The sequence below is a fragment of the uncultured Thiodictyon sp. genome, assembly GCA_903837595.1.
In the GTDB taxonomy this organism is placed as follows: Bacteria; Pseudomonadota; Gammaproteobacteria; order Chromatiales; family Chromatiaceae; genus Thiodictyon.
Map to the genome: position 1 here is coordinate 1 of CAILVI010000246.1, position 22,628 is coordinate 22,628.

Here is a 22,628-nt window from a genome sequence, read left to right on the forward strand (position 1 = left end):
AAATTCTGGCCGGGGGTCGTGCCCCAGTGCCCCAGCAGCCTGTGCTTTACGTCCGATAGCGCCAGGGGCCGCTTCAGCAGCGGATTGTCATAGAGATAGATCTGGCCGACCGCGAGATAGTTGGCGGCGCGCCAATAGGCGTCGAGCTTGTGCAACAGGTCAGGCGTGAGCGTGGCCATGGTTGATGTTTCCTGGGTTCAGACGGGCTCGGGGTTGCGCCAACGGCCATCGGCGGCGATGAACTGATCCGCCTCCGGCGGACCCCAGGTACCTGGCGCATAGACGATAACCGGGGGATGTTCGATGAGCACCGGATCGACGACGGCCCAGGCGGCCTCGATGGCGTCTTCACGGGCAAAGAGCGCGCCGTTACCGGCCATCGCGTCGGTCAATAGGCGCTCGTAGGGCGACTGCTCGCCGGTCTCCTCCCGCAGCAGCGCGAGCTCGTGCTGCTTGCCGACGAATTCCTTGCCGGCCCGTTTCACGCGGGCCGCCAGCGCGATAGTGGAGTGCGGCGACAGGCGAAAGCGCACATAGTTCGCACCTTCGTGCGCCGCCGCGTCGCCGAACAGGTTCTGCGGCGGGGCCTTCAGCCGCACCAGCACCTCGCAGGCCGTGCTTGGCAGGCATTTGCCCGAGCGCAGGTACCAGGGCACGCCGCCCCAGCGCCACGAATCGATGTGCAGGCGCAGGGCGCAGTAGGTCTCGACATCGGAGTCGTTCGCGACCCGCGGCTCGTCGCGATAGCCCTGATATTGCCCGCGCAGGATGTCGTCGGCACCCAGCGGCCGCATGGCGGCAAAGACATCGGCCTTGTGGCGGTGGATGGCCTCGAAATCGCGGGTCGCCGGCGGCTCCATCGCCAGCAGCGCGACGATCTGGAACAGGTGGTTCTGCATCACGTCGCGCAGGCAGCCGGCGCTCTCATAGAAGGCGCCGCGGCCCGCAACGCCGAACTGCTCGGCCAGGGTGATCTGCACGCCCGCGATGTGGTCGCGATTCCAGATCGGTTCGAGAAAGTAATTGGCGAAGCGGAAGTAGAGGATGTTCATGATCGCCTCCTTGCCCAGGAAGTGATCGATGCGGAAGATCGCGTCCTCGGGAAACACCTCGAGCGCGACCCGGTTGAGCGCGCGCGCCGACGCCAGATCGCGGCCGAACGGCTTCTCGACGATGACGCGGGCCCCGCGGGCCAGGCCGACGGCACCCAGGCCGCGGATGACCGTGGGAAACAGCGCCGGTGGAATGGCGAGGTAGAAGGCCGGGCGCTGCGCGCCTTGCAGGGCGCGCCGAAGCGCCTCGAAGGTGGCCGCGTCCTCGTAGTTGCCGCTGACGTACTGCAGGGCCGACAGCCGGCGGTCCAGCGCGGGCCGGTCGATGTCGGCGCCGTCCCGCTCCACGCTCGCCCGCGCGTAGGCGCGCAATTGCTCCAGGGTCCACGGCGATGACGCGACACCGATCACCGGCACCTGCAAGGCGCCGTGCCGATACATGGCGTGGAGCGCGGGAAATATCTGTTTGTACGCCAGGTCGCCCGTCGCGCCGAATACGACCAGGGCATCCGCGGGCTGCCGGTTCGGGCCGGTGGCGAGAGGGTTCATGTCAGGTCAGCCGCCGGCGGCCAGGTGCAGCCAAATCTCATTGCGCCGCATGAACCATGGCGTGAACGGCGGGTTGTAGCGCGAATAGACCGGTTCCCCCGACCAGGCGAGGTTCGCGGCGCGCAACGCCGCCTGCAATTTCGCCAGGTGTTCGTTGTAGTTGGACTCCGACCAGAACCCGGAATAGCGGATGACCGCCACGCGACTGGGCGGCACCTCGCGCAATTTGACTTGGGCGTCCAGGGGTTCGGGCGCGCTGGCCAGGGTCACGTCCTTGGGCAATACAAACTGCACCAGGAAGCCGCCGGGCGCGACGGTCTGCGTGACCGGGGCCGTCATCGCAAGCTTCACCGGCACCGCCGTCTGCGTCACCGGCGCCGTCATCGCGAGCTTCCGGTCGCCCTTGTTCTTGCCGAAGATGTAGCCCGCCAGGATCGGGAACGCCTGGCCGCCGGCGTCATCCGCGGGGCCTGCCACTACCACCTCGGCCACGGTGTAGGCGGCGTACTCGCGCACTTCGACGCCATCGAACTGCCGGACGACCTTGAATGCGGGCTCTTCGGTGGCGTGGCTGGGCATGGGGATGGCGAACAATGCAAGTGTCGATAAAAGGGCTGCGCCAATCGCAGCGGCGGGGCCGAATGGTTTGCTCGTGGCAAGTGGTTTCATCGGATACCCTTCAATTGGTTAGGTGGGTGCCTGTGCCCGCGCGCAATTCGCGCCAGTCTGCTTCGTGAACCTCGACTCCGTACTGCTTGGCGGCAGCCAGTATACGCTGCCACGCGGCGTCGCGTTCGGCGTCGCTCACGCCTTGAACCTGGTCGAAACGCGCAATGGCGTTGCGAACATGGCTCGCGTCTTCGAGTGGCTCCTTGCGCTGGGCGGGAAACGCAAATTGTCTGTCCGGGACGGCGGCTCGTGCCTTGGTGGTCAGCTTGGACATGGCCTTATCTCCTGGCGCCTTGATGGTCGACCTGCGCGCACTGCATCCGCGCCATGAGGTCGGGACCGGATCGATCCTGCGAGTCGTGTAGGCAATGCACAGCCGGCAAGGTCTGGGACATGCAGCCTGTACGCCGGGGCTCGTCGGGTCTGTGCGGTGGGATACCCCGCGCTGCGCTGCACCTGCAAAGAGCAGTGGGCCTTGACCTACTGATGGCAGCGTGCGGCAGCGTACTGAACACCGGCACGGGCCCTGTCATGGTGCGGCTCTGGCCGCGTTCGATGCAGGTCTTAACGCCCTCAACAGGTCGTTGCGCGCTCTCCCTAATCCCATGCAGGTTTCGCCATGCTCACCGTGCTCGATCTCGCATTCACCGACCTCGTCAACCAGTCCCGGTGGCTCTCGGTCGGGCACGTAGCAGACCACGGCAGTGGGCTGGAGCCCCTCGCCGGGGTCATCGCCGGCGCGCCTGGCGGCGCCGCAAGCGCATGAGTAGCGCGGCCGCGCAGGCGTCAGTCCGGGCCAGCCCGACGCCGGGCGCGGGTTCCAGACGGGTGCTCTATGTGGCCATCGCGGTCGACGTCGCGATGGCGGTGGCCAAGTTCTTCGTCGCCGCGCTGACCGGCAGTTCCGCGATGTTGACCGAGGGTGTGCACTCGCTGGTGGACATCGGCAACCAACTGCTGCTGCTGTTCGGAGTCAGGCGTGGCCAGCGTGCGGTGGACGAGCAGCATCCCTTCGGCTACGGCAAGACGACCTATCTCTGGTCACTCGTCGTGGCGCTCTCGGTGTTCTCCGTCGGTGGCGGCGTCTCCGTCTACGAAGGCATCATCGGCCTGACCGGCTCGCCGGTGCTGACCGACCCGACCTGGAGCTACGTCGTGCTGGGCGTCGCCGCGGTCTTGGAGAGTGGCAGCTGGTGGGTGTCGCAGCAGGAGCTCAACCGCCATCGGCGCGTGGGCGACAGCCTGTGGCGCGCCTCGCAGCGCGACATGGACGTGCTCGGGTTTACCGTGTTTGTCGTCAATTCGGCCTCCTTGATCGGCATCGCCATCGCCGCGCTGGGCGTCTGGCTGGGCCACGCCTTGAATACCCCCTACCTGGACCCCGTCGCCGCGGTGCTGATCGGGCTCGTGCTGATCGCCTCGGCCGCCCTGCTCGCCCGCAAGAGCGTCAGCCTGCTGGTCGGCGTCAGCCTCGACCGCGATCAGCTCGCCCAGTTGCGCAAGATCCTCACCGCCGACCCGGCCGTCGAGCGTGTCGGGCGCCTGCTGACCATGCGGCTGGGGCCGGACAGTGTCCTGCTCACGGCCGCGGTACGGTTTGCGCGCCGACTCAATCTCGATGAGGTCGAGCAAGCCATCGAGCGACTGGAGCGGGCCATCAAGGTGTCCTGCCCGTCGATCCTGCACCTGTACCTGGAGTCGGGCGCACTCAAGCAAGCAGCCCGTGCCGCCGGGCAAGCCCAACCGGCGATCCAGCCGTAATGAGGCCGCGCCGACGCTATTCACCGATCCATCGAAGAAAGGCCGTCCCATGTCGCAAAGCACCACCGTCAATCGCCGTATCGTCCTGAATGCCCGCCCAGTCGGGGCACCGACCGCCGAAGACTTCCGCATCGAAAGCGGTCCAGTGCCGCAACCCGCCCCCGGCCAGGTCCTGCTGCGCACCCTGTACCTGTCGCTGGACCCCTACATGCGCGGCCGCATGAGCGATGCCCCGTCGTATGCGCCACCGCTGGCCATCGGCGACCTGATGATCGGCGGCACGGTGTCCCGCGTCGAGGTCTCCCGGCATCGCGATTTGAAGGTCGGTGACTTGGTGCTCGGCTACACCGGCTGGCAGGACTATGCGCTGTCGGATGGCCAGGGCCTGACGGCGATCTCCCCCGCGGAGACGCACCCCTCGCGCGTGCTGGGCGTGCTGGGCATGCCGGGCTTCACCGCCTATATGGGTCTGCTGGACATCGGTCGCCCGGTGGCCGGTGAAACCGTCGTCGTCGCGGCTGCCAGCGGCGCGGTCGGCTCCGTGGTCGGCCAGATCGCCAAGATCAAAGGCTGCACTGTGGTCGGCATCGCGGGCGGGGAGGACAAATGCCGCTATGTGGTCGACGAACGGGGCTTCGACCGCTGTGTCGATCACCGTGCCGATGCCCTGCCCGAACGCCTGGCCGCCGCCTGCCCGAAGGGCATCGACCTGTACTTCGAGAACGTCGGCGGTGCCGTGTTCGATGCCGTGCTGCCCTTGCTCAACGCCAAGGCCCGCATCCCGGTGTGCGGGCTGATCGCTGCATACAACGACACCGCCCTGCCACCGGGCCCGGACCGGCTGGGCCTGCTCGTCGGCACGCTGCTGCGCAAGCGTATCAAGATGCAGGGCTTCATCGTGTTCGACGACTACGGGCCACGCTGGAGCGAATTCGCCGCCGCCATGGGCGAGTGGGTGCAGCAAGGCAAGGTCAAGGTCCGCGAGGACATCGTCTGCGGCCTGGAAAACGCGCCCGCGGCCTTCATCGGGCTGTTGCAAGGCAAGAACTTCGGCAAGCTGGTCATTGCGCTCGCGCACGAATGAGTCTGGCGCCAACCTGCGCGCCGTCCCACTTCTTTTCCGAAAGGTGTGCGAAAACCTTGACGCTTGTCGCCGCGGCTGGAACGGCCTACAGTTCGACGTATGTAGTACGTCCCACAGGCAGGCCATGCAAGAAATCGTCTCCATCCGCGACGCCAATCAGCACCTATCCCGGTACCTCGAACGCGTCGAGCAGGGGACCGAGATTGTCATCACCCGGCGCGGCAAACCCATCGCTCGCGTGCTGCCGATCATCGAGGCGAAACCACTCCTGACCGACGCCCAGTGCGCCGCGCGCGAACGGTTACGGGAACGCATGAAGCGTGGCTACGCCCTCGGCGGCACCCGTAGCGACCGCGACAGCCTACACGAGCGCGGCCGATGACCCGGCAGCGCTTCAGCGTTGACACCAACATCCTCATCTACAGCATCGACAAGGATGCCGGGAAAACCGGTGACAGTATACTGAACTGCGAACTCCCATCCGAAGGGAATAAGTATACTGTCACCGAATTCCGTCATTTTATTAAGCAAGCCTGGAATGCTCGTCCTCTTGGTTTTGACTTGAGCTTGTCGACAAGATCAGATGAAATACGAATACTGCCACCACCTATTCGGATGTGTTGTTGATTATTCTCGGCGACAACAATTTGGCCTGGCGACTGCTTAGGAACAAAAACGTAATATTTCGGTTTACAAAATATCTCACCCGTCAACTCTTTTTCCCATCTATTCTTCCAATCAAAATCCTCGCAAGACATATCTGAGCACGCGGCGGTGCACCTCAATGCATTTCCAATAGGCGATATTGAAACGCTCACATTATCCCTTACTATACAAGCCACAAGATCGACGCGTGTATCTGCGTCGGCAATATTGGAAAAATCACTACCAGTATCACCATCCAAGACTACTGGCAAGCCATTCGAAAACTCAGAATGGTATAAAATATAAACGATATCTGGCTGCCAGGAAAAGCCAGACCGATTAAGAGTAGCCCCAAAAAAGGCACCTCCAATATAGTTTTCGGTCAAAGCAAAATTGGCCGCCATAGTAGTTGCAAATGCAAGCCCCAAAACGAGCTTTAGCTCGCAGTTTTCGGTTAATTTATTATTAGACAAATGATGGCGGCGGATTTCACCTATTAGCATTTCCTTGTGAGCTTCAGCAAGGCTACCTGTTATATGCGTGTGTGTACGAACGACCTCATAAAGCTGTCTTGCTGGATACTTGAAAACTGTAAACGGCGGTTCACTCTCTGTAACTGCGATAGATACTTCTATTTTAGCTGATTTTTCGATTTTAGTTAAGTAGTCGCATACATCATAGATGCTTCCGCACCTCATGCCTGATTTTAGGCATTCAGCAAATCGGGTGATGTCAATCTCATTGCCGCATAACGCGAGAACACAATTGTCGCTTAATGGAATGATCTTTTGGGCGCCTTCTTCCACAGTGACATTTTCTCTTAGCACTTGCCTCTGCCCCAATATCGAATGTGAAAATCTTGGTGGTTTCTGATGTGTGCGGGCACTATCAACAATAAGATATGAGCTGTTTTGGTCAGACCACATAAGGTTTAGTGTCATGGTATCTTGATCTCTTGGGAAATGGGGGACGTATCCCGTAGAAAGGCGCGTCGTTAGCTCCCCGCACCCGATGACTCGCCCGCTCAAGCCGATCTGGCAAGAACCTGCTTCAGGCTCCCGCGCCGGACGGGGTATTCGCCCCAGAGCCTCTGTCAGCCACCCGTAGCCATGGCCTGGAGCTGGCTCCAGCTTAGAAAGAGTCGGTAGTTGTGGCCAGGCAGCGGGCGGAAATCCCAACGCCGGTAAAACGTCAGCGCCTGGTCGTCGATGCAGTCGAGGATCACGGCGACGAAGGGGAAGGTCTGACCGGCGTCGTAGCAATCTTTAAGGGCCTGGGCAAGCAGGCGGCGCCCATGGCCGTGGCCCTGATCGGCGTCGCGAATGCCAAGCCAGGCGAGGACGGCAACCGGTAGATTGCGCCGCGGCAGGCGTCGGACGAGTTCCGGCGGCAGGTCGGCAAAATCGACTTGCGCGGTCGCGAGCGTATAGAACCCGGCAATGGTCCCGACCGGATCGATCAGGACCTTGGTAGCCGAAAGGTGCTTTTCCTGGTTTTGCAGCGCCTTGTTCGCCAGCCAATCGTCGACCTGCGCCTGACCGCTGTGGAACGCCGACCGCTGGTGATCCCGCCGCAGTGGTTCGATGCGGTATCCGGGAGGCAAGCGGACAGCGCTCATTCGCCGCGCATCAGTGCGCCGAGTGCCTGCTGCGCCGCGGTCAGCGCGGTCGGTTCCTGGAGCGCCTGCCAAAATTCCTGCTGCTCGGCCGGCGTCAACGCAATGACCTGCTGCTGCGCGGCCTCGATCTCGCGACGCGCCTGGGCGACCACGACCGAGCGGACATAGTCGCTCACGCTGACATGGCGCAGCTGCGCCGCTCGCGCGACAAATGTCTTGCTGTCCGGATCGAGACGGACCATGAGGCTGGTGGACGCGTTGGCCATAGGAGAAGTCGCCGTGCTGACGGTAGAAAGTGAAAAATGTATAGCGCTGTGCAGTACATTGCAAGGATCGCGTGTCCCATGGTCACAGGTATCGCACTTTGCCGCCCTGCCCCGCTGGGCGGCCACCGCCTGGACGCTGCCGCCATCGATTCTCACGTCGTGGGACGCCTGCGCCGCGGGCACTCCCCACGCTTGCGGTTGACAACTGACCCGCGGTCACTTATCTTTCCGGCTAAGTGACCCCGAGTCAGTTATGGGTCTAACCGCCGGAGTGAACCACCATGGCCGTGCGCCAGCGCGCCATCCAGGCCGAAGACAAGCAGGAGCGCCGCGACGCCATCCTCGACGCGGCGGAGCAACTGCTGCGCGACGCGCCCGAGCGGGTCGCGAGCGTCGCCGAGGTCGCCCAGCAGGCGGGGCTGGCCAAGGGGACCGTGTATCTGTATTTCCCGAGCAAGGAGGAACTCCTGCTCGCGGTGCATGAGCGACGGGTCGACTGTTTTTTCCACGACCTGATCGCGCTCGTGGAAGGGGCGCCGAGCCTCGACTTCGACATGCTGTTCGCGGTGGCGCGTACCCATCTGGTCGAGCCGCCGCTGTTCCTGCCGCTCGCGGCGCGCTGCTTTGGGTTGATGGCACACTGCATCCCACCCGCGGCCACGCTCGCCTTCCAGCACCGGATGGCCGCCCGACTCGAACGCGCGGGCGCCGGGATCGAGCGCCATTTCCCCCTGCGGACGCCGGCACCGGGCCGCGGCGTGGCGCTGTTGCGCCGCTGCTACGCGCTGATCCTCGGACTCTGGCAGATGTCGGCCGCCATCGGCGGCGGGCTGTGCTGTGCGTCGGGGGCGGCTGAAGAACTGCCGCCGGCGTTTGCCTGGAGCTACCCCGAGGAATTGGAGGCAGCGCTCCGGGCGTTCTGGCAGGGAACCATCGCGGCGCCACCCGCCGCAGGAGACACGCAATGAACATGCGACAGCACGCACTCATCATCCTGGCAGCGGTCACGCTGGCCGTCGCCGGTTGCGGAAAACCCGCGCCGATTGCGGACGTAATCCGCCCCGTCCTGCTCACCCAGGTGGTGCTGGGGAGCGGCACCGAAACCGCGCTGTTCGCGGGCGAGGTCAAGCCCCGCTATGAATCGGACCTGGCGTTTCGGATCGGCGGCAAGATCGTCGCGCGGGCCGTCGATGCCGGGGCGCGGGTGCGCAAGGGCGCGGTGCTCGCGCGGCTTGATCCGGCGGATGTCGCCTTGCAGACCGAGGCCGCGCAGGCGCAGGTGGCGGCAGCGCAGGTCGATGCCGACTTCGCCAAGGCCGAGTTCGACCGCTATGAGAACCTGCTCAAGCAGAATTTCATCAGCGCCTCGGCGCTCGACGCCAAGCGCAACGCCATGAAGGCGAGCCACGCGAAGCTCGACCAGGCGCAGGCCAACCTGGCCGTAACCCAGAACCAGGCGGCCTATGCCACACTGATCGCGCCCGAGGACGGGGTGATCACCACCGTCACCGCGGAGGCGGGCCAGGTGGTCGCGGCGGGCCAGGTGGTGATGCGCCACGCCCGCGACAGCGAGCGCGAGGTCGTCATCGCCGTCCCGGAGGGGCGGATCGACGAACTCAAGGCGGCGGACAGCATCACGGTGGTCCTGGCGGCCGATCCGGCGACCAGCTACCGCGGACGGGTCCGTGAGGTCTCACCGGCGGTCGATCCGGTCACCCGGACCTTCACGGTGCGCGTCACCGTCGTCGATCCGGCGCCCGCCATGCAGTGGGGCATGACCGCCAACGTCATCCTCGCCGATGGGGGCGCCGCGACGGCGAGCCTGTTGCCGTCCACCGCGCTCTACCAGGCGCTCGATGGCCGTGCGGCGTTGTGGGTTTACGACCCCATCACTGGCCACGTGTCGCTGCGCCCGGTCACGATCGCGCAGTATCGGGAGGACGGCGTGGTGATCGCCGCCGGACTTGCGGCCGGCGAGTGGGTGGTGGCCACCGGCGCCAACAAGCTCCACGAAGGGCAAAAGGTCCGGCCTTACGAGGAGGCCGGGCGCCCCGCCCCGCCGCCACCGGCCGCGGCGACGGCACGCGCGAACTGAGCCTGATTTAGGACCATGCCGCACACGACTTCCGACCGGCCGCGCCAGGGCTTCAATCTGTCCGCCTGGGCACTGCGCCACCGCCCGCTCGTCCTCTACCTGATCTGTCTGCTGGCCCTGGCGGGCGCCTTCGCCTATGGCCAACTCGGGCAATCCGAGGACCCGCCATTCACCTTCAAGGTCGTGGTGGTAAAGACCACCTGGCCCGGCGCCTCGGCGCGCGAGGTCGAGCAGCAGGTCACCGACCGGATCGAGCGCAAGCTCCAGGAGTTGCCGCTGCTGTTCGTGCGCAGCTATTCCCGGCCGGGCGAGTCGCTGATCTTCGTCTCCTTGCAGGACTCGCTGCCGCCCAACGCCATCCCGGAGCTCCAGTATGAGGTCAGGAAGAAGGTCGGCGACATCCGCCAGAACCTGCCGCCCGGCATCCAGGGACCCTTCTTCAACGACGAGTTCGGCGACACCTACACCAACCTCTACGCGATCACCGGCGAGGGTTATACCTACCGCGATCTGAAGAACGCGGGCGACCGCATCCGCGCCGAGCTGCTGCGGGTGCCGACGGTGGCCAAGGTCGATTTCATTGGTGAGCAGGACGAGAAGATCTTCATCGAGCTCGCGAATGCGCGCCTGGCGCTGCTGGGGATTTCGCCCACGCAGATCGCGCAGACCCTCGCGGCCCAGAACGCGGTGGTGGCCGCCGGTGCCTTCGAGACCCCGACCGATCGTATCTATCTGCGCCCGAGCGGGGCCTTCGATTCGCTCGATGCGGTCCAGGACATCGCCCTGCGGGTCAATGACCGCCTGTTCCGCTTGGGCGACATCGCGCAGATCACGCGCGGCTATGTCGATCCACCCCAGCAGAAGATGCGCTGGCACGGGCGCGAGGCGCTGGGGATCGGGGTCACGATGGTCGCCGGCGGCGACGTGATCGCCCTGGGGCGCGCGCTCGATACACGGCTCGCCCTCTTGGCGGCCGAGTTGCCGATCGGGATGGAGATCGGGCACGTGGCCAGCATGCCGCGCGCGGTGGAGCGGTCGGTGAGTGAATTCGTCAAGTCACTCGCCGAGGCGGTCGCGATCGTGCTCGCGGTCTCACTGGTCAGCCTCGGACTGCGCACCGGGCTGGTGGTGGCGGTGGCCATCCCGCTGGTGCTCGCCACCACGTTTCTCTGTATGTGGCTGTTCGGCATTGGGCTGCACAAGATCTCGCTGGGGGCGCTGATCCTCTCGCTCGGCCTGCTGGTGGACGACGCCATCATCGCGGTGGAGATGATGGCCATCAAGCTGGAGCAGGGTTTCAACCGCGTGCGTGCCGCCAGCTTCGCCTATTCGAGCACCGCCTTCCCGATGCTCACGGGCACCCTCATCACCGTTGCCGGCTTCCTGCCGATCGCGCTGGCCAAGAGCACGACCGGCGAATATACCCGCTCGCTGTTTCAGGTCTCGGCGATTGCGCTCATCGCCTCCTGGTTCGCCGCGGTGATTGTGATCCCCTACCTGGGCTATCTGCTACTGCCCGATGTACACCAGGCGCGGCGGGCGGGGCTTGTGGTGCGGCTGCTCGCACGGCTGCGCGGGCGCCCGGAACCTGCGCCGGCGGCGCCCCAGGCGGTCGCCCACGACGACCCCAACCACGTCTATGACACGCCCTTCTATCGCCGCTTCCGCGCGCTGGTGGGCTGGAGTGTGGCCCATCGCTGGATCGTCATCGCCGCCACAATCGTCGTGTTCGTCGGCTCCTTGGCTGCCTTCCGGTTAGTCCCACAGCAATTCTTCCCATCGTCCTCACGGCCCGAACTGATCGTGGATCTGCGCCTCCCGGAGGGCAGTTCATTCGCCGCCACGGCTGCGCAGGCGCAGCGGATGGAGAAGCTCCTCGACGGCGAGTCTGACCTGGAGAGCTATGTCGCCTATGTGGGCGTGGGCAGTCCACGCTTTTATCTGCCGCTCGATCAGCAGTTGCCGAGTGCGAATTTTGCCCAGTTCGTGCTGGTCGCCAAGGGGGTCGAGGAACGCAAACGGCTGCGCACGCGACTCGTGAAACGCTTCGACGAAGACTTCCCAGGTCTGCGCGGGCGGGTGACTGAACTGGAGAACGGACCGCCGGTGGGGTTCCCGGTGCAGTTCCGGATCTCCGGTGAGGACCTGGGGCGGGTACGCGCCGTCTCCCAGCAGGTCATGTCCGTGGTGCGCACCGACCCACAGGTGACCAACGCCCAGTTCGACTCAGACGAGCCGACCAAGGTGGTCCGACTCAAGGTCGACCAGAACCAGGCGCGGGTGCTGGGTTTTTCGTCCCAGGATTTGGCCGCGTTCCTCAACAGCACCATGTCCGGGCTCACGGTCACCTATGTCCGCGAGGGCGACAAGCAGATCGAGGTGGTGCTGCGGGGCGCCCCCACCGAGCGCGCGCGACTCTCATCCATCAAGGACCTGGCGCTGCCATCGCGCAACGGCCGGGCGGTGTCGATCACCCAGTTGGCCGAGATCCGCTATGAGCAGGAAGACGGCATCATCTGGCGGCGCGACCGCCTGCCGACCGTCACGGTGCGCTCCGACGTGCTGGGCAAGGCGCAAGGGCCGGACGTGGCCAAGCGGATCGATCGGCAATTGGAGGGGCTGCGCGCCAAGTTACCGCTCGGCTACCGCATCGAGATCGGCGGTGCGGTCGAGGAGTCGGCGCGCGGCCAGCACTCGATCGCGGCCGGGGTACCGCTGATGCTCGCGGTGGTGGTGACGCTCCTGATGCTCCAGTTGCAGAGCTTCTCGCGCACGCTCATGGTCCTGCTGACGGCGCCCCTGGGGCTCATCGGCGTCACCGCCGGGCTGCTCGCCTTCGGCTTGCCGTTCGGCTTCGTGGCGATGCTGGGGACCATCGCGTTGTCCGGCATCATCATGCGCAACTCCATCATCCTGGTCGACCAGATCGAGCAGGACCGCGCCGTCGGTGAGCCGGCCCGGGATGCCATCATCGGAGCCACGACACGGCGCTTCCGCCCGATCGTACTGACCGCCGCCGCCGCGGTGCTCGGCATGATCCCGCTCGTCCCCAGCGCCTTCTTCGGTCCCATGGCAGTCTCCATGATGGGCGGCATCCTCACCGCCACCGCGCTGACGCTCGTGTTCCTGCCGGCGCTCTATGCGGCCTGGTTCAGGGTGCCAAGGGGGGCAGCGGAGGACGGAGCCAAGGTCTGAGAAGCGAATCGAGCCTACCGCGCGCCATACGCGTGACACCCGCTTCGGCCCTGATCATCGCTATCGCCGCACTTGGGCGTGCGGCTCATATCGGCTCTTTGCCAACGGGGCGGGCGCGCTCCCAGGCCGCATCGGTCGCCAGCGGCTCAGCGGGGGCCAGTCCGTCAAGCAACTGCGCCAGGGTTTAGCTCGGACGGGCGCGAGTGGCAGGCCGAAGGACGATGCGGCGGCCGTCGGTGTCGATTTCCAGCCTGGCTGGCCCATGGCGAACAGGTGCTCGCTGCAAGCCCACGTGCGGTGCGCTCAGTACTCCAGGATCGCCCGCCAACCGCCGCGGCTGGGCAGTGCCAGCCAAGTCGCAGGACCAGCGGACACCAATTGGGCATTGATATTGGGCACGGTCTGCCCCGCGATCACGGTCACGTCAGTACCGCTGTTTTGATTGGGTGCGTTGTTATAGCACTGAAAGGCATAGGAGCCGCCACCGTTCCCGCTTCCGCTCCCGTTCCCGTTCCCGAAGCAGACCCGGTAGGTCCCTGCACCCAGCGTGAGATTGTAGGTCCCGTCGGCGGCAGTGAACGTGTTGCCCCGCCAATCCCAGGAACTCGTTCCGGCGTTCCAGGTCTGGGCCTGTACTATTAGCCCCCCGACCGGACTGCCCCCGACGGTCACGGTACCCGTCACGTAACCGGCGAGAGCCAATTGGGCGTTGATGTTCGGCACAGTCTGTCCGGCGGCCACGGTCACGTCAAGGCCGCCGCTCTGAGTAGGCACATTGCTATAGCACTGGGTGACATAGAGGCTGGTGCCACTCCAGTTGCCGAAGCAAATCCTGTAGGTCCCGGCGCCCAACGCGAGATTGTAGGTCCCGTCGGCAGCGGTGAAGGTATTGCCCATCCAATCCCAGAAATTCGTGCCGGCGTTCCAGGCCTGGGCTTGTACTGTTAACCCTCCGACGGGATGGCTGGCAGCGGTTACGGTACCGGTCACATGACCAGCGAGCACCAATTGGGCATTGATGTTCGCAATAGTCTGCCCGGCAGTCACGGGCAGGCTACCGTTGACTTCGCTCGGATTACTATAGCACTGAGAGAGATAAGCGACATTTGTAAAGTCATTAAAGCAGATCCGGTAGGTCCCGGCTGGCAGTCCGCCGAGATCGTATGCCCCATTCAAGCCGGTAACCGTACTGCTTGCATACTGCCAGAAATTTTGATTGGCATCCCAGGTCTGGATCTGTACTTGGACGCCCGCCAAGCCCATTGCGCTCGCGTCGGTCACGGTGCCCGTGATGTGTGCGGCAGGCGCCAATTGGGCATTGATGCTGGGGACGATCTGCCCGGCAGTCACAGGCAGGCTAACAGCACCGTTGACATTGTTCGCGTTGTTATAGCACTGCGAGGCATAGACGCCATTCGGGTCACTGAAGCAAATGCGGTAGGTCCCGGCGGATAGCCCACCGAGATCGTAAATCCCATTCAGACCAGTGGATGTGCTGTTTATTGTCGGCTGCCAGAGATTTTGACCGAATGACGTCTGAACCTGTACTTGGATGCCCGCCAAACCGACCGCGTTCGCGCTAGTCACGATGCCCGTTATGTGTGCGGCCAACGCCAATTGAGCATTGATGTTGGCAACGGTCTGCCCGGCAGTCACGGGCAGGCTCATAGCGCCGTTGACATCACTCGCATTGCTATAGCACTGAGCGGTATAAACAACAGAAACGTCATTGAAACAGATGCGATAGGTCCCGGCGGACAGCCCGCCGAGATCGTAGGTCCCATTTGGGCCAGTAGAGGTGTTACTGCTTGCATACTGCCAGAAATTTTGATTGGCATCCCAGGTCAGGATCTGTACTTGGATGCCCGCCAAGCCCACCGCGCTCGCGTTGGTCACGGTGCCCGTGATGTGTGCGGCGGGCACCAGTTGGGCGTTGATGTTGGGGACGATCTGCCCGGCAGTCACAGACAGGCTAACAGCACCGTTGACATTGTTCGCATTGTTATAGCACTGATAGGCATAGACACCATTCGGGTCACTGAAGCAGACCCGGTAGGTCCCGGCGGACAGTCCGCCGAGATCGTAGGCCCCATTCGGACCAGTGGCGGTGCTATTTATTGTCGGCTGCCAGAAATTTTGACCGTATGACGTCTGGACCTGTACTTGGATGCCCGCCAAGCCGACCGCGTTCGCGTTAGTCACGATGCCCGTTATGTGTGCGGCCGACGCCAATTGAGCATTGATGTTGGCAACGGTCTGCCCGGCAGTCACGGGCAGGCTCATAGCGCCGTAGACATCACTCGCGTTGCTATAGCACTGAGAGGTATAAACGCCATTCATGTCACTGAAGCAGATGCGATACGTCCCGGCGGACAGCCCGCCGATGTCATAGGTCCCGGTGGGGCCGGTCGTGCTGCTTCTCGCCCATTGCCAGCCATTGCTGGCGGCGCTCCAGGTCGAGGCCTGGATCTGGATGCCCGCCGCGAGGCCGCCGGCCGCGTTGGTCACGGTACCGGTGATGTGTGCAGCAGGCACCAATTGGGCATCGACGCCGGAAATGGTTCCAGCGTCGGTCACGATGACGTCAGCACCGGTGTCCAGATTGCCGGCATTGTTGTAGCATTGGGAGGCATAGGCACCGAGACTCCAATCGTTGAAACAAACACGATAGGTTCCGGCGGCCAGTCCGGTGAGCGTATAGGTCCCGTTGGCCGCCGTGCTGGTGAGAGAGGGCAGTACCTGCCAGAAGTTCGCAGCGGGGTTCCACTGACTGGGGGAGAGGCCGATACCCGACAAAGGGCCGCCACCCGCCGCAGTCACGGTGCCGGTAATACTGCCGGCCTGGGTCGCGTTCGCCGTTCCCAGCAATAACCAACACATTGCCAGCACGGCCCAGGCGAGGCCAGGTCGCCGGGACGGTGTCATCACAACGGGTACGTCAGGCGAGAGTGCAGTATTCATCGGTCGGGATGCTCCATGTCAACGGGCGTTATGGCGAGCGGCGCGGACCATGCCGGCGCTGAGGCGAGGCGAGGTCGCTTACAGGCTAACCTCGCGCAATGCAGAAAAACTTTTTCCTTCTGAAATCTGATAGATAGACTTAAGCGACAACAGCCGATCCCCCAGTGATCACGGGACCGTGGGGCGCTATCCAGTCAAAACGCGGGCAATTATACCCATTTGTCGCCCGGTATGGAAAGATCGCATTACACGGTCTAGAGTGAGGGCCTGCGACCGACTCCGCGTCAGACCCGGAGGCGACCGCACACGAGATAGACTCAAATTTGGAATGGCTGGCGTCGTGCCGGGGAAGTTTACGTCCCCAGTCAGAAAACATATACTAGCAGGTTACTTTTCCGGGGCAGCCGCCCCTTCGGAGTACCCTAAGCCATGCGCCTGATCCAGGAAGCTCTGACCTTCGACGACGTCCTGCTCGTCCCTGCCCATTCCCGGGTGTTGCCCAACGAGGTCAGCTTCCAGACCAAGCTGACCCGCGACATCGTGCTGCGGATTCCGCTGGTCTCGGCCGCCATGGACACGGTGACCGAGTCGCGCCTGGCGATCGCCATGGCGCTCGAGGGCGGGATCGGCATCATCCACAAGAACATGAGCCTGGAGCGTCAGGCGCGCGAAGTGCTGACGGTCAAGAAGTACGAGAGCGGCATCATCCGCGACCCCATCACCGTGTCCCCGGACGTGACCGTGGCCGAAGTGCTGCGTCAGACCCACTCGCACAACATCTCCGGTGTCCCGGTGACCGAGAACGGCAAACTGGTCGGCATCGTCACCGGCCGCGACCTGCGGTTCGAGACCCGCATGGACGAGCCGGTCTCCGCCATCATGACCCCCAAGGAACGTCTGGTGACGGTCAGGGAGGGGGCGAGCCGGGACGAGGTGGTGCGACTGCTGCACCAGCACCGCATCGAGAAGGTGCTGGTGGTGAACGATCGCTTCGAGCTGCGCGGGCTGATCACGGTGAAGGACATCCAGAAGGCCAAAGACTTCCCCAAGGCATCGCGCGACCACCACGAGCGCCTGCGCTGCGGGGCGGCGGTGAGTGTCGGCCGGGGCACGGACGAGCGGGTTGCCGCACTGGTGGAGGCTGGGGTGGACGTCATCGTGGTCGACACCGCCCACGGTCATTCTCAGGGCGTGCTCGACCGGGTCGCGTGGGTCAAGCGGCAGTTCCCCTCGGTCCAGGTCATCGGTGGCAACATCGCCACCGCGGACGCCGCCCGCGCCCTGGCGGACGCCGGTGCGGACGCGGTCAAGGTCGGCATTGGGCCGGGGTCAATCTGTACAACCCGCATCGTTGCAGGGGTGGGTGTACCCCAGATCACCGCCGTCTCCAACGTGACCGAGGCCCTGGAAGGCACCGGCATCCCGGTGATCGCCGACGGGGGCCTGCGCTATTCCGGGGATGTGGCCAAGGTGATCGCGGCCGGCGCCGACAGCGTGATGATCGGCGGGCTCTTCGCCGGCACTGACGAGGCACCGGGCGAGGTGGAGATCTATCAGGGCCGCTCCTACAAGTCCTATCGCGGCATGGGCTCGCTCGGGGCCATGGGCGCCAAGGAGGGGTCCAGCGACCGCTATTTCCAGGAGGACGCCGAGAAGGACAAGCTGGTGCCCGAGGGCATTGAGGGCCGGGTACCCTACAAGGGCAGCGTCCTTAACGTCATCCACCAGTTGATCGGCGGCCTGGGGTCGGGCATGGGCTACACCGGCTGCGCCACCATTGAGGAGATGCGCACCAAACCGCAATTCGTGCGGGTGAGCAGCGCCGGGATGCGCGAGTCGCATGTCCATGATGTGCAGATCACCAAAGAGGCGCCGAATTACCGCATCGACAATTGATTGCTGGCGCCGGATGGCGCTTGAGGCGCCATCCGGCGCCAACAATCAATCTGTTTAATGCCTTTTCTACTTTCCCTGCCGGAACCGATTCCACACATGGCCAACATCCACGCCGACCGTATATTGATCCTGGACTTCGGTTCCCAGTACAGCCAACTCATTGCCCGGCGGGTGCGTGAGGCCGGGGTCTATTGCGAGCTGCACCCCTGGGATATGGGGGCGGAGGCCATCCGCGCCTTCGCCCCGAAGGGCGTGATCCTCTCCGGCGGTCCGGAATCAGTCCATGAGGCCGAAACACCACGCGCCGACCCATTGGTGTTCACCTTAGGCGTCCCGGTGCTCGGCATCTGCTACGGACTCCAGACCATGACCGCCCAGCTCGGCGGCCAAGTGGTCCCCTCAGCACATCGTGAATACGGCTATGCCCAGGTGCGCGCCCGCGGGCACTCCCGCCTGCTGAACGCCATCGAAGACCGCGTGAGCCCCGAGGGCTATGGTCTACTGGATGTCTGGATGAGCCATGGCGACCGGGTGGATTCACTGCCCGCCGGGTTCAGCGTCATCGCCGAGACACCCAACGCACCGCTGGCCGGTATCGCCGACGAGGACCGCGGTTTCTATGGACTCCAATTCCACCCAGAGGTGACGCACACCCACCAGGGCGGGCGTATCCTGGAGCGCTTCGTCCACGACATCTGCGGCTGCGACCGGCTCTGGACCCCGGACAACATCATCGCCGACAGCATCAGTGCGGTGCGTGCCCAGGTCGGCACCGACCAGGTCCTGCTCGGACTCTCCGGCGGGGTGGACTCCAGCGTGGTCGCCGCCCTGCTGCACCGCGCCATCGGCGACCAGCTCACCTGCGTCTTTGTCGACAACGGCCTGCTGCGCCTGGGTGAAGGCGAGCAGGTGATGGCCACCTTCGCCAAACACATGGGAGTGAAGGTCATCCGGGTGGATGCCGCCGACCGCTTCCTCGATGGGCTCAAGGGCGTCACTGACCCGGAGCAGAAGCGCAAAGTCATCGGCAGAACCTTCATCGACGTCTTCGACGACGAGGCCGGCCGGATTACCGAGGTGCGCTGGCTCGCCCAGGGTACCATCTACCCGGACGTGATCGAGTCGGCCGGCGCCAAGACCGGAAAGGCCAAGGTCATCAAGTCGCACCACAACGTGGGCGGCCTGCCTGAGCACATGAAGCTCAAGCTGGTCGAGCCGCTGCGCGAACTTTTCAAGGACGAGGTGCGGCGCATCGGTGTCGAGCTGGGACTCCCCGCCGAGATCGTCTATCGCCACCCCTTCCCGGGGCCGGGACTTGGAGTGCGTGTCCTGGGCGAGGTGCACCATGAGTACGCCGAGACCCTGCGCCGCGCCGACTACATCTTTATCGAGGAGCTGTACCGCGCGGACCTCTATGACAAGGTCTCCCAGGCGTTCGCCGTCTTCCTGCCCGTGCGCTCGGTCGGCGTGGTGGGCGACAACCGCCAGTATGCCCACGTCATTGCACTTCGGGCGGTGGAGACCATCGACTTCATGACCGCGCGCTGGGCGCACCTGCCATACGACTTCCTGGATCTCGTCTGTCGGCGGATCGTCAACGAGGTCCCCGGCGTCTCCCGTGTCGTCTATGACATCACCGGCAAACCGCCGGGCACCATTGAGTGGGAATAACAGATCCTCATGACACCGCTCAAGCGGTGTCACGCCCGTGTCTGGCGCTCTGCGCCGCAATACCTGATGAGCGAGCGTTCCCCTCGTTCCCAAGGTCCCCTTGGGAACGCGGCCCGAGAAGCTCTGCTTTGCGAGTTCGGGAAGCATAGCTTCCAAGACCGCATTCCCAAGCAGAGCTTGGGAACGAGCAAACGAGCAAACTGATGTCCGGCCAACTCGATGTTTCCGGCATCCCGTTGCCGCAGGACAAGGCGGCATGAGCCAGCAGAAGATCATTATCTTCTGCCGGCCCCAACGGTGCGGGCAAAACCACCTTCACCCGCGAGTTCCTGCCGCAAGAGGCCGCTTGCCCGGTATTCGTCAATGCCGATCTGATCGCTGCCGGATTGTCGCCGTTTCGGCCCGAGGCCGCCGCAGTGAAGGCCGGACAGCTGATGCTGGAACAGATAGCCTGGCACGTCGAACGGCGGGATAGCTTCGCCTTTGAGACCACCCTTTCCGGGTTCGGCTACGCACGCAAGATCCCCGAATGGCAGGCATTCGCCTATCATATCAAGCTGTTTTTCCTGAGCCTGCCTTCACCGGAACTGGCGCTCGAGCGGATCGCGGAGGCGCAACGCCGATAGTGCGGACCGCGCGGGCCGGGATCTGTGACCCCGGCCCGAACGTTTAGGGCGCTGGCAACCTGCCCTACTCTGATGACCGAAAACGTTTCGGGCGGGGCGAATGCCCCGCCCGGCTCGCGCACAATGCAGCAGATATCGCCCGCAAGGACGCGCAGGCGCGCCTGTATGGGCCGCAAAATGCGTCGGCGAAGCTGGCGCACGTGGACACCCGGTGACTCAACGGCGCGCTGGCCGACGTGATGATCTGTCATATGCATTGTCTTGCGTGCAATCACCCGCTACTTGCACGCACTCAGCCATTTCTTGCAGCCCGCGGAGCCCTTCGCGCATCACCACTAAGTGACTGACTGGAAATCTTGTTTGTCGCAGAAGCGCACCAGCACGGGGAGCCTGCGTGCAAGTAGCGCCTACTTGCATGCAAGTAAGACCTGATTGCATGCAAGAAGCTGGTGATTGCACCGAAGAAGTGCCCGAAGACAGGTCAAGAACGGCTGCCGGCACACGCGCAGGGCCGCCGCCGCGGAACACCCCCGCGCGCCGCGACGCACGAGCCAGTAGCACTGGCGTAGGAACGATCCGTTTGTGCCAGACTATCGCCAGCTCAACCGGTTTTGACGAAGCGGACCGGATGTGAAAGGCGCAGGCGGGCAGGCAGAGGGCAGCACATGGCCAACCAAGACTATTCGAAAGACCTGCGGATCCAGGTCCCCACCGTGCAGTTTCTGCAACCGCGGCTGGACTGAGACCAGGCTCAACAGCGATCCTGCTTGCCCCGCCTCCCCGGCCCACCTGCTATAGTTAACTGGCCGTAATCGTTCAGCCCCCCAGCGGGTCTCTCCTGACACTGCTCCAGCCTCCGCAGCGGTATCGCCAGGGTGACGACCCGATCCCCGCGCAACGCCGGGGGGTGCAACGCTCGGCAATCGAAGATGGTAGGGGGCCCGCCGCACGCATCGGTGGTGCGGATGGGCGTGAGTGTAGGGCTTTATCCGACGGAGTGATCCGATGACATCCTCTATGATCCCTGCGACGATAACCAAGGTGGCGTTGGCGGCAGTCCTCGTGACGGCCACCGCGCTCGGCGGCGAACCGGCGGTGCCGCTGTCCGCCAAGGCCGGTCAATCACCAGACCCGGCGGCCGGCAACCTGCTTACACCGGCCTATGTCCAGGCGGTCGGGCGAATGGCCTATCTGTGGGGTTGGCCGCTGGTGAATATGACCAACCGCGCCGCTGCCGCAGCACGCCTGCCCGCACCCGGGCTAATCGGCGGGGTGTTGCCCTTAGGCTATAACGGGCTCGCCATGCTGACCGACTATGTCAACGCCAGTGAACGAGGCATCGCCTGCCCGAATCAGGACGTGGTCTACGGGAGCGGCTTCTTCGATCTGGGTCAGCAGCCAGCCGTCTGCCAGATCCCGGACTTCGGCGAACGCTTCTGGGTCTTTGGCTTCTATGATATGCGCACCGACGAGTTTTCACGGATAGGCAAACAATACGGGACCAAACCGGGCTTTTATTTGCTGGTCGGTCCCAACTGGAGCGGGGCCACGCCGGCCGGCATCACCGGTGTGGTCAGGTCCACCACGCGCCGGGCATTTCTCCTGCCGCGCATCTTCATGGACGACACGGCGGATGATCGCCAAGCGATCCAGCCGGTGCTTGGCGCCATCGATTGTTATCCCGTGTCGCAGTTCGACGGCACGGTCAAGCACAGGGACTGGCACCAACTGCCGCATTACCCGGTACAGGTCAAGCCGGGCACAGACGAGCGCCCGTTTGTGAATCCCGACACCTATTTTGATGAACTGCCGGCCGTGCTCAGTGAGCTACCGCCGCAGCCGGGCGAGGAGGCACTCTATGCCTGGATCGGCAGCGTCTTGCGGTCCGCCGCCGCCAACCCGACGGTCAACGACACATTGGTGCAGGCCGCGCGCGCGGCCGAGGCGGAGTTGATCACGCCCCTGATGCAGTGGCGCTACAACGGCCATCCCGCGGGCAATGGCTGGAACACGCCCCTGGACAATGGCCAGTGGGGCACCGACTATCTCAACCGCACGGCCTCCGGCAAGTCCAACATCCTCGACAATCGACCCGAGGAAACGGCCTACCTCTATACCGATGGCGACAGCCAGGGCCAGCCGCTCCAGGGCGCGAACGGTTATGCCATCCGCTTCGCACCCGGCAAACTGCCGCCGGGCCAGGGCTTCTGGTCACTCACCCTGTACGATTCACAGCATTTCTTCAATACCAATCCCCTGAATCACTATTCATTGGGGACCAAGAACAAGGGGCTGAAGTACGCCGCGGATGGTTCGCTCACACTGTATGCCGGTGCGCAGTCGCCGGGGGCAGCGCTCGAATCGAACTGGCTGCCGGCGCCCGCCGGCCCCTTCTCGCTCTATCTGCGCATCTACTGGCCCGATGAGGCCGTGCGCGATGGTCGCTGGCTGCCGCCAGTCGTGAGCCCGCTCCCATAACCGTTCAGTTGCGTAGGTCCGCTCTGCGGACCTACGACCTCGCGCCCGGCATGGTGGCCTGG

At 64.1% G+C, this 22,628-nt stretch carries 19 protein-coding genes; 11 read left to right on the forward strand and 8 right to left on the reverse strand.

Annotated elements, in window-relative coordinates; translation table 11 throughout:
- From QZY44_RS13300 to QZY44_RS13315, 4 genes are all read right to left on the reverse strand, one after another.
- Positions 1 to 179: hypothetical protein (locus QZY44_RS13300; RefSeq protein ID WP_295447031.1), on the reverse strand; the 179-nt coding region annotated here is incomplete at its 3' end.
- Positions 180 to 197: 18 nt separating this feature from the next.
- Positions 198 to 1,601: a glucose-6-phosphate dehydrogenase gene (gene zwf / locus QZY44_RS13305; protein WP_295446968.1), complete on the reverse strand. Its 1,404-nt coding sequence runs from the start codon at positions 1,599 to 1,601 to the stop codon at positions 198 to 200.
- 6 nt (positions 1,602 to 1,607) lie between these two features.
- Positions 1,608 to 2,270 (reverse strand): heme-binding protein, encoded by a 663-nt coding sequence (locus tag QZY44_RS13310; protein WP_295446970.1) that lies wholly within the window; start codon positions 2,268 to 2,270, stop codon positions 1,608 to 1,610.
- Between the two features lie 10 nt (positions 2,271 to 2,280).
- Positions 2,281 to 2,544 (reverse strand): DUF6582 domain-containing protein, encoded by a 264-nt coding sequence (locus QZY44_RS13315; protein WP_295446972.1) that lies wholly within the window; start codon positions 2,542 to 2,544, stop codon positions 2,281 to 2,283.
- A gap of 345 nt (positions 2,545 to 2,889) precedes the next feature.
- Between QZY44_RS13315 and QZY44_RS13320 the strand changes: the two genes are divergently transcribed.
- The 4 genes from QZY44_RS13320 (at position 2,890) to QZY44_RS13335 (ending at position 5,497) form a co-directional block, all read left to right on the forward strand.
- Complete coding sequence (locus tag QZY44_RS13320; RefSeq protein WP_295446974.1) at positions 2,890 to 3,036, forward strand: hypothetical protein; 147 nt, start codon at positions 2,890 to 2,892, stop codon at positions 3,034 to 3,036.
- On the forward strand, positions 3,033 to 4,031 hold the full coding sequence (locus QZY44_RS13325) for a cation diffusion facilitator family transporter (RefSeq protein WP_295446976.1): 999 nt from the start codon (positions 3,033 to 3,035) through the stop codon (positions 4,029 to 4,031). The genes QZY44_RS13320 and QZY44_RS13325 overlap by 4 nt, the downstream gene beginning before the upstream one ends.
- 49 nt (positions 4,032 to 4,080) lie before the next feature.
- Complete coding sequence (locus QZY44_RS13330; protein WP_295446978.1) at positions 4,081 to 5,115, forward strand: NADP-dependent oxidoreductase; 1,035 nt, start codon at positions 4,081 to 4,083, stop codon at positions 5,113 to 5,115.
- Between the two features lie 124 nt (positions 5,116 to 5,239).
- On the forward strand, positions 5,240 to 5,497 hold the full coding sequence (locus QZY44_RS13335) for a type II toxin-antitoxin system prevent-host-death family antitoxin (protein WP_295446980.1): 258 nt from the start codon (positions 5,240 to 5,242) through the stop codon (positions 5,495 to 5,497).
- A 133-nt stretch (positions 5,498 to 5,630) separates the two neighbouring features.
- Here the strand turns inward: QZY44_RS13335 and QZY44_RS13340 are convergent, their stop codons facing one another.
- From QZY44_RS13340 to QZY44_RS13350, 3 genes are all read right to left on the reverse strand, one after another.
- On the reverse strand, positions 5,631 to 6,701 hold the full coding sequence (locus tag QZY44_RS13340; RefSeq protein ID WP_295446982.1) for a hypothetical protein: 1,071 nt from the start codon (positions 6,699 to 6,701) through the stop codon (positions 5,631 to 5,633).
- 152 nt (positions 6,702 to 6,853) lie between these two features.
- Positions 6,854 to 7,378 carry an N-acetyltransferase gene (locus QZY44_RS13345; protein WP_295446984.1) on the reverse strand — a complete coding sequence of 175 codons (525 nt, stop codon included), beginning with the start codon at positions 7,376 to 7,378 and terminating at the stop codon, positions 6,854 to 6,856.
- Positions 7,375 to 7,644 carry a DUF1778 domain-containing protein gene (locus tag QZY44_RS13350; RefSeq protein ID WP_295446985.1) on the reverse strand — a complete coding sequence of 90 codons (270 nt, stop codon included), beginning with the start codon at positions 7,642 to 7,644 and terminating at the stop codon, positions 7,375 to 7,377. Before QZY44_RS13350 ends, QZY44_RS13345 begins: the two co-directional genes overlap by 4 nt.
- Before the next feature lie 281 nt (positions 7,645 to 7,925).
- On the opposite strand from QZY44_RS13350, the gene QZY44_RS13355 reads away from it, so the two are divergent.
- From QZY44_RS13355 to QZY44_RS13365, 3 genes are read left to right on the forward strand one after another with little or no spacing between them, the layout of a single operon-like run.
- Positions 7,926 to 8,612, forward strand: a complete 687-nt coding sequence (locus tag QZY44_RS13355; RefSeq protein WP_295446986.1) for a TetR/AcrR family transcriptional regulator — start codon at positions 7,926 to 7,928, stop codon at positions 8,610 to 8,612.
- Positions 8,609 to 9,739, forward strand: a complete 1,131-nt coding sequence (locus QZY44_RS13360; RefSeq protein ID WP_295446987.1) for an efflux RND transporter periplasmic adaptor subunit — start codon at positions 8,609 to 8,611, stop codon at positions 9,737 to 9,739. Before QZY44_RS13355 ends, QZY44_RS13360 begins: the two co-directional genes overlap by 4 nt.
- A gap of 15 nt (positions 9,740 to 9,754) precedes the next feature.
- Positions 9,755 to 12,934, forward strand: coding sequence for an efflux RND transporter permease subunit (locus QZY44_RS13365; protein ID WP_295446989.1), 3,180 nt, complete (start codon positions 9,755 to 9,757; stop codon positions 12,932 to 12,934).
- Between the two features lie 303 nt (positions 12,935 to 13,237).
- Here QZY44_RS13365 and QZY44_RS13370 read toward each other — a convergent pair whose 3' ends face one another.
- Positions 13,238 to 15,895: a carboxypeptidase regulatory-like domain-containing protein gene (locus QZY44_RS13370; RefSeq protein ID WP_295446991.1), complete on the reverse strand. Its 2,658-nt coding sequence runs from the start codon at positions 15,893 to 15,895 to the stop codon at positions 13,238 to 13,240.
- Between the two features lie 429 nt (positions 15,896 to 16,324).
- Here QZY44_RS13370 and guaB point away from each other — a divergent pair, with 429 nt between their 5' ends.
- From guaB to QZY44_RS13390, 4 genes are all read left to right on the forward strand, one after another.
- Positions 16,325 to 17,791, forward strand: coding sequence for an IMP dehydrogenase (gene guaB / locus QZY44_RS13375; RefSeq protein ID WP_295446993.1), 1,467 nt, complete (start codon positions 16,325 to 16,327; stop codon positions 17,789 to 17,791).
- A gap of 96 nt (positions 17,792 to 17,887) precedes the next feature.
- Complete coding sequence (guaA, locus tag QZY44_RS13380) at positions 17,888 to 19,462, forward strand: glutamine-hydrolyzing GMP synthase (protein ID WP_295446995.1); 1,575 nt, start codon at positions 17,888 to 17,890, stop codon at positions 19,460 to 19,462.
- 434 nt (positions 19,463 to 19,896) lie between these two features.
- Positions 19,897 to 20,088 (forward strand): hypothetical protein, encoded by a 192-nt coding sequence (locus QZY44_RS13385; protein WP_295446997.1) that lies wholly within the window; start codon positions 19,897 to 19,899, stop codon positions 20,086 to 20,088.
- 1,005 nt (positions 20,089 to 21,093) lie between these two features.
- Positions 21,094 to 22,566 (forward strand): DUF1254 domain-containing protein, encoded by a 1,473-nt coding sequence (locus QZY44_RS13390; protein WP_295446999.1) that lies wholly within the window; start codon positions 21,094 to 21,096, stop codon positions 22,564 to 22,566.
- Positions 22,567 to 22,628: the final 62 nt, after the last annotated feature.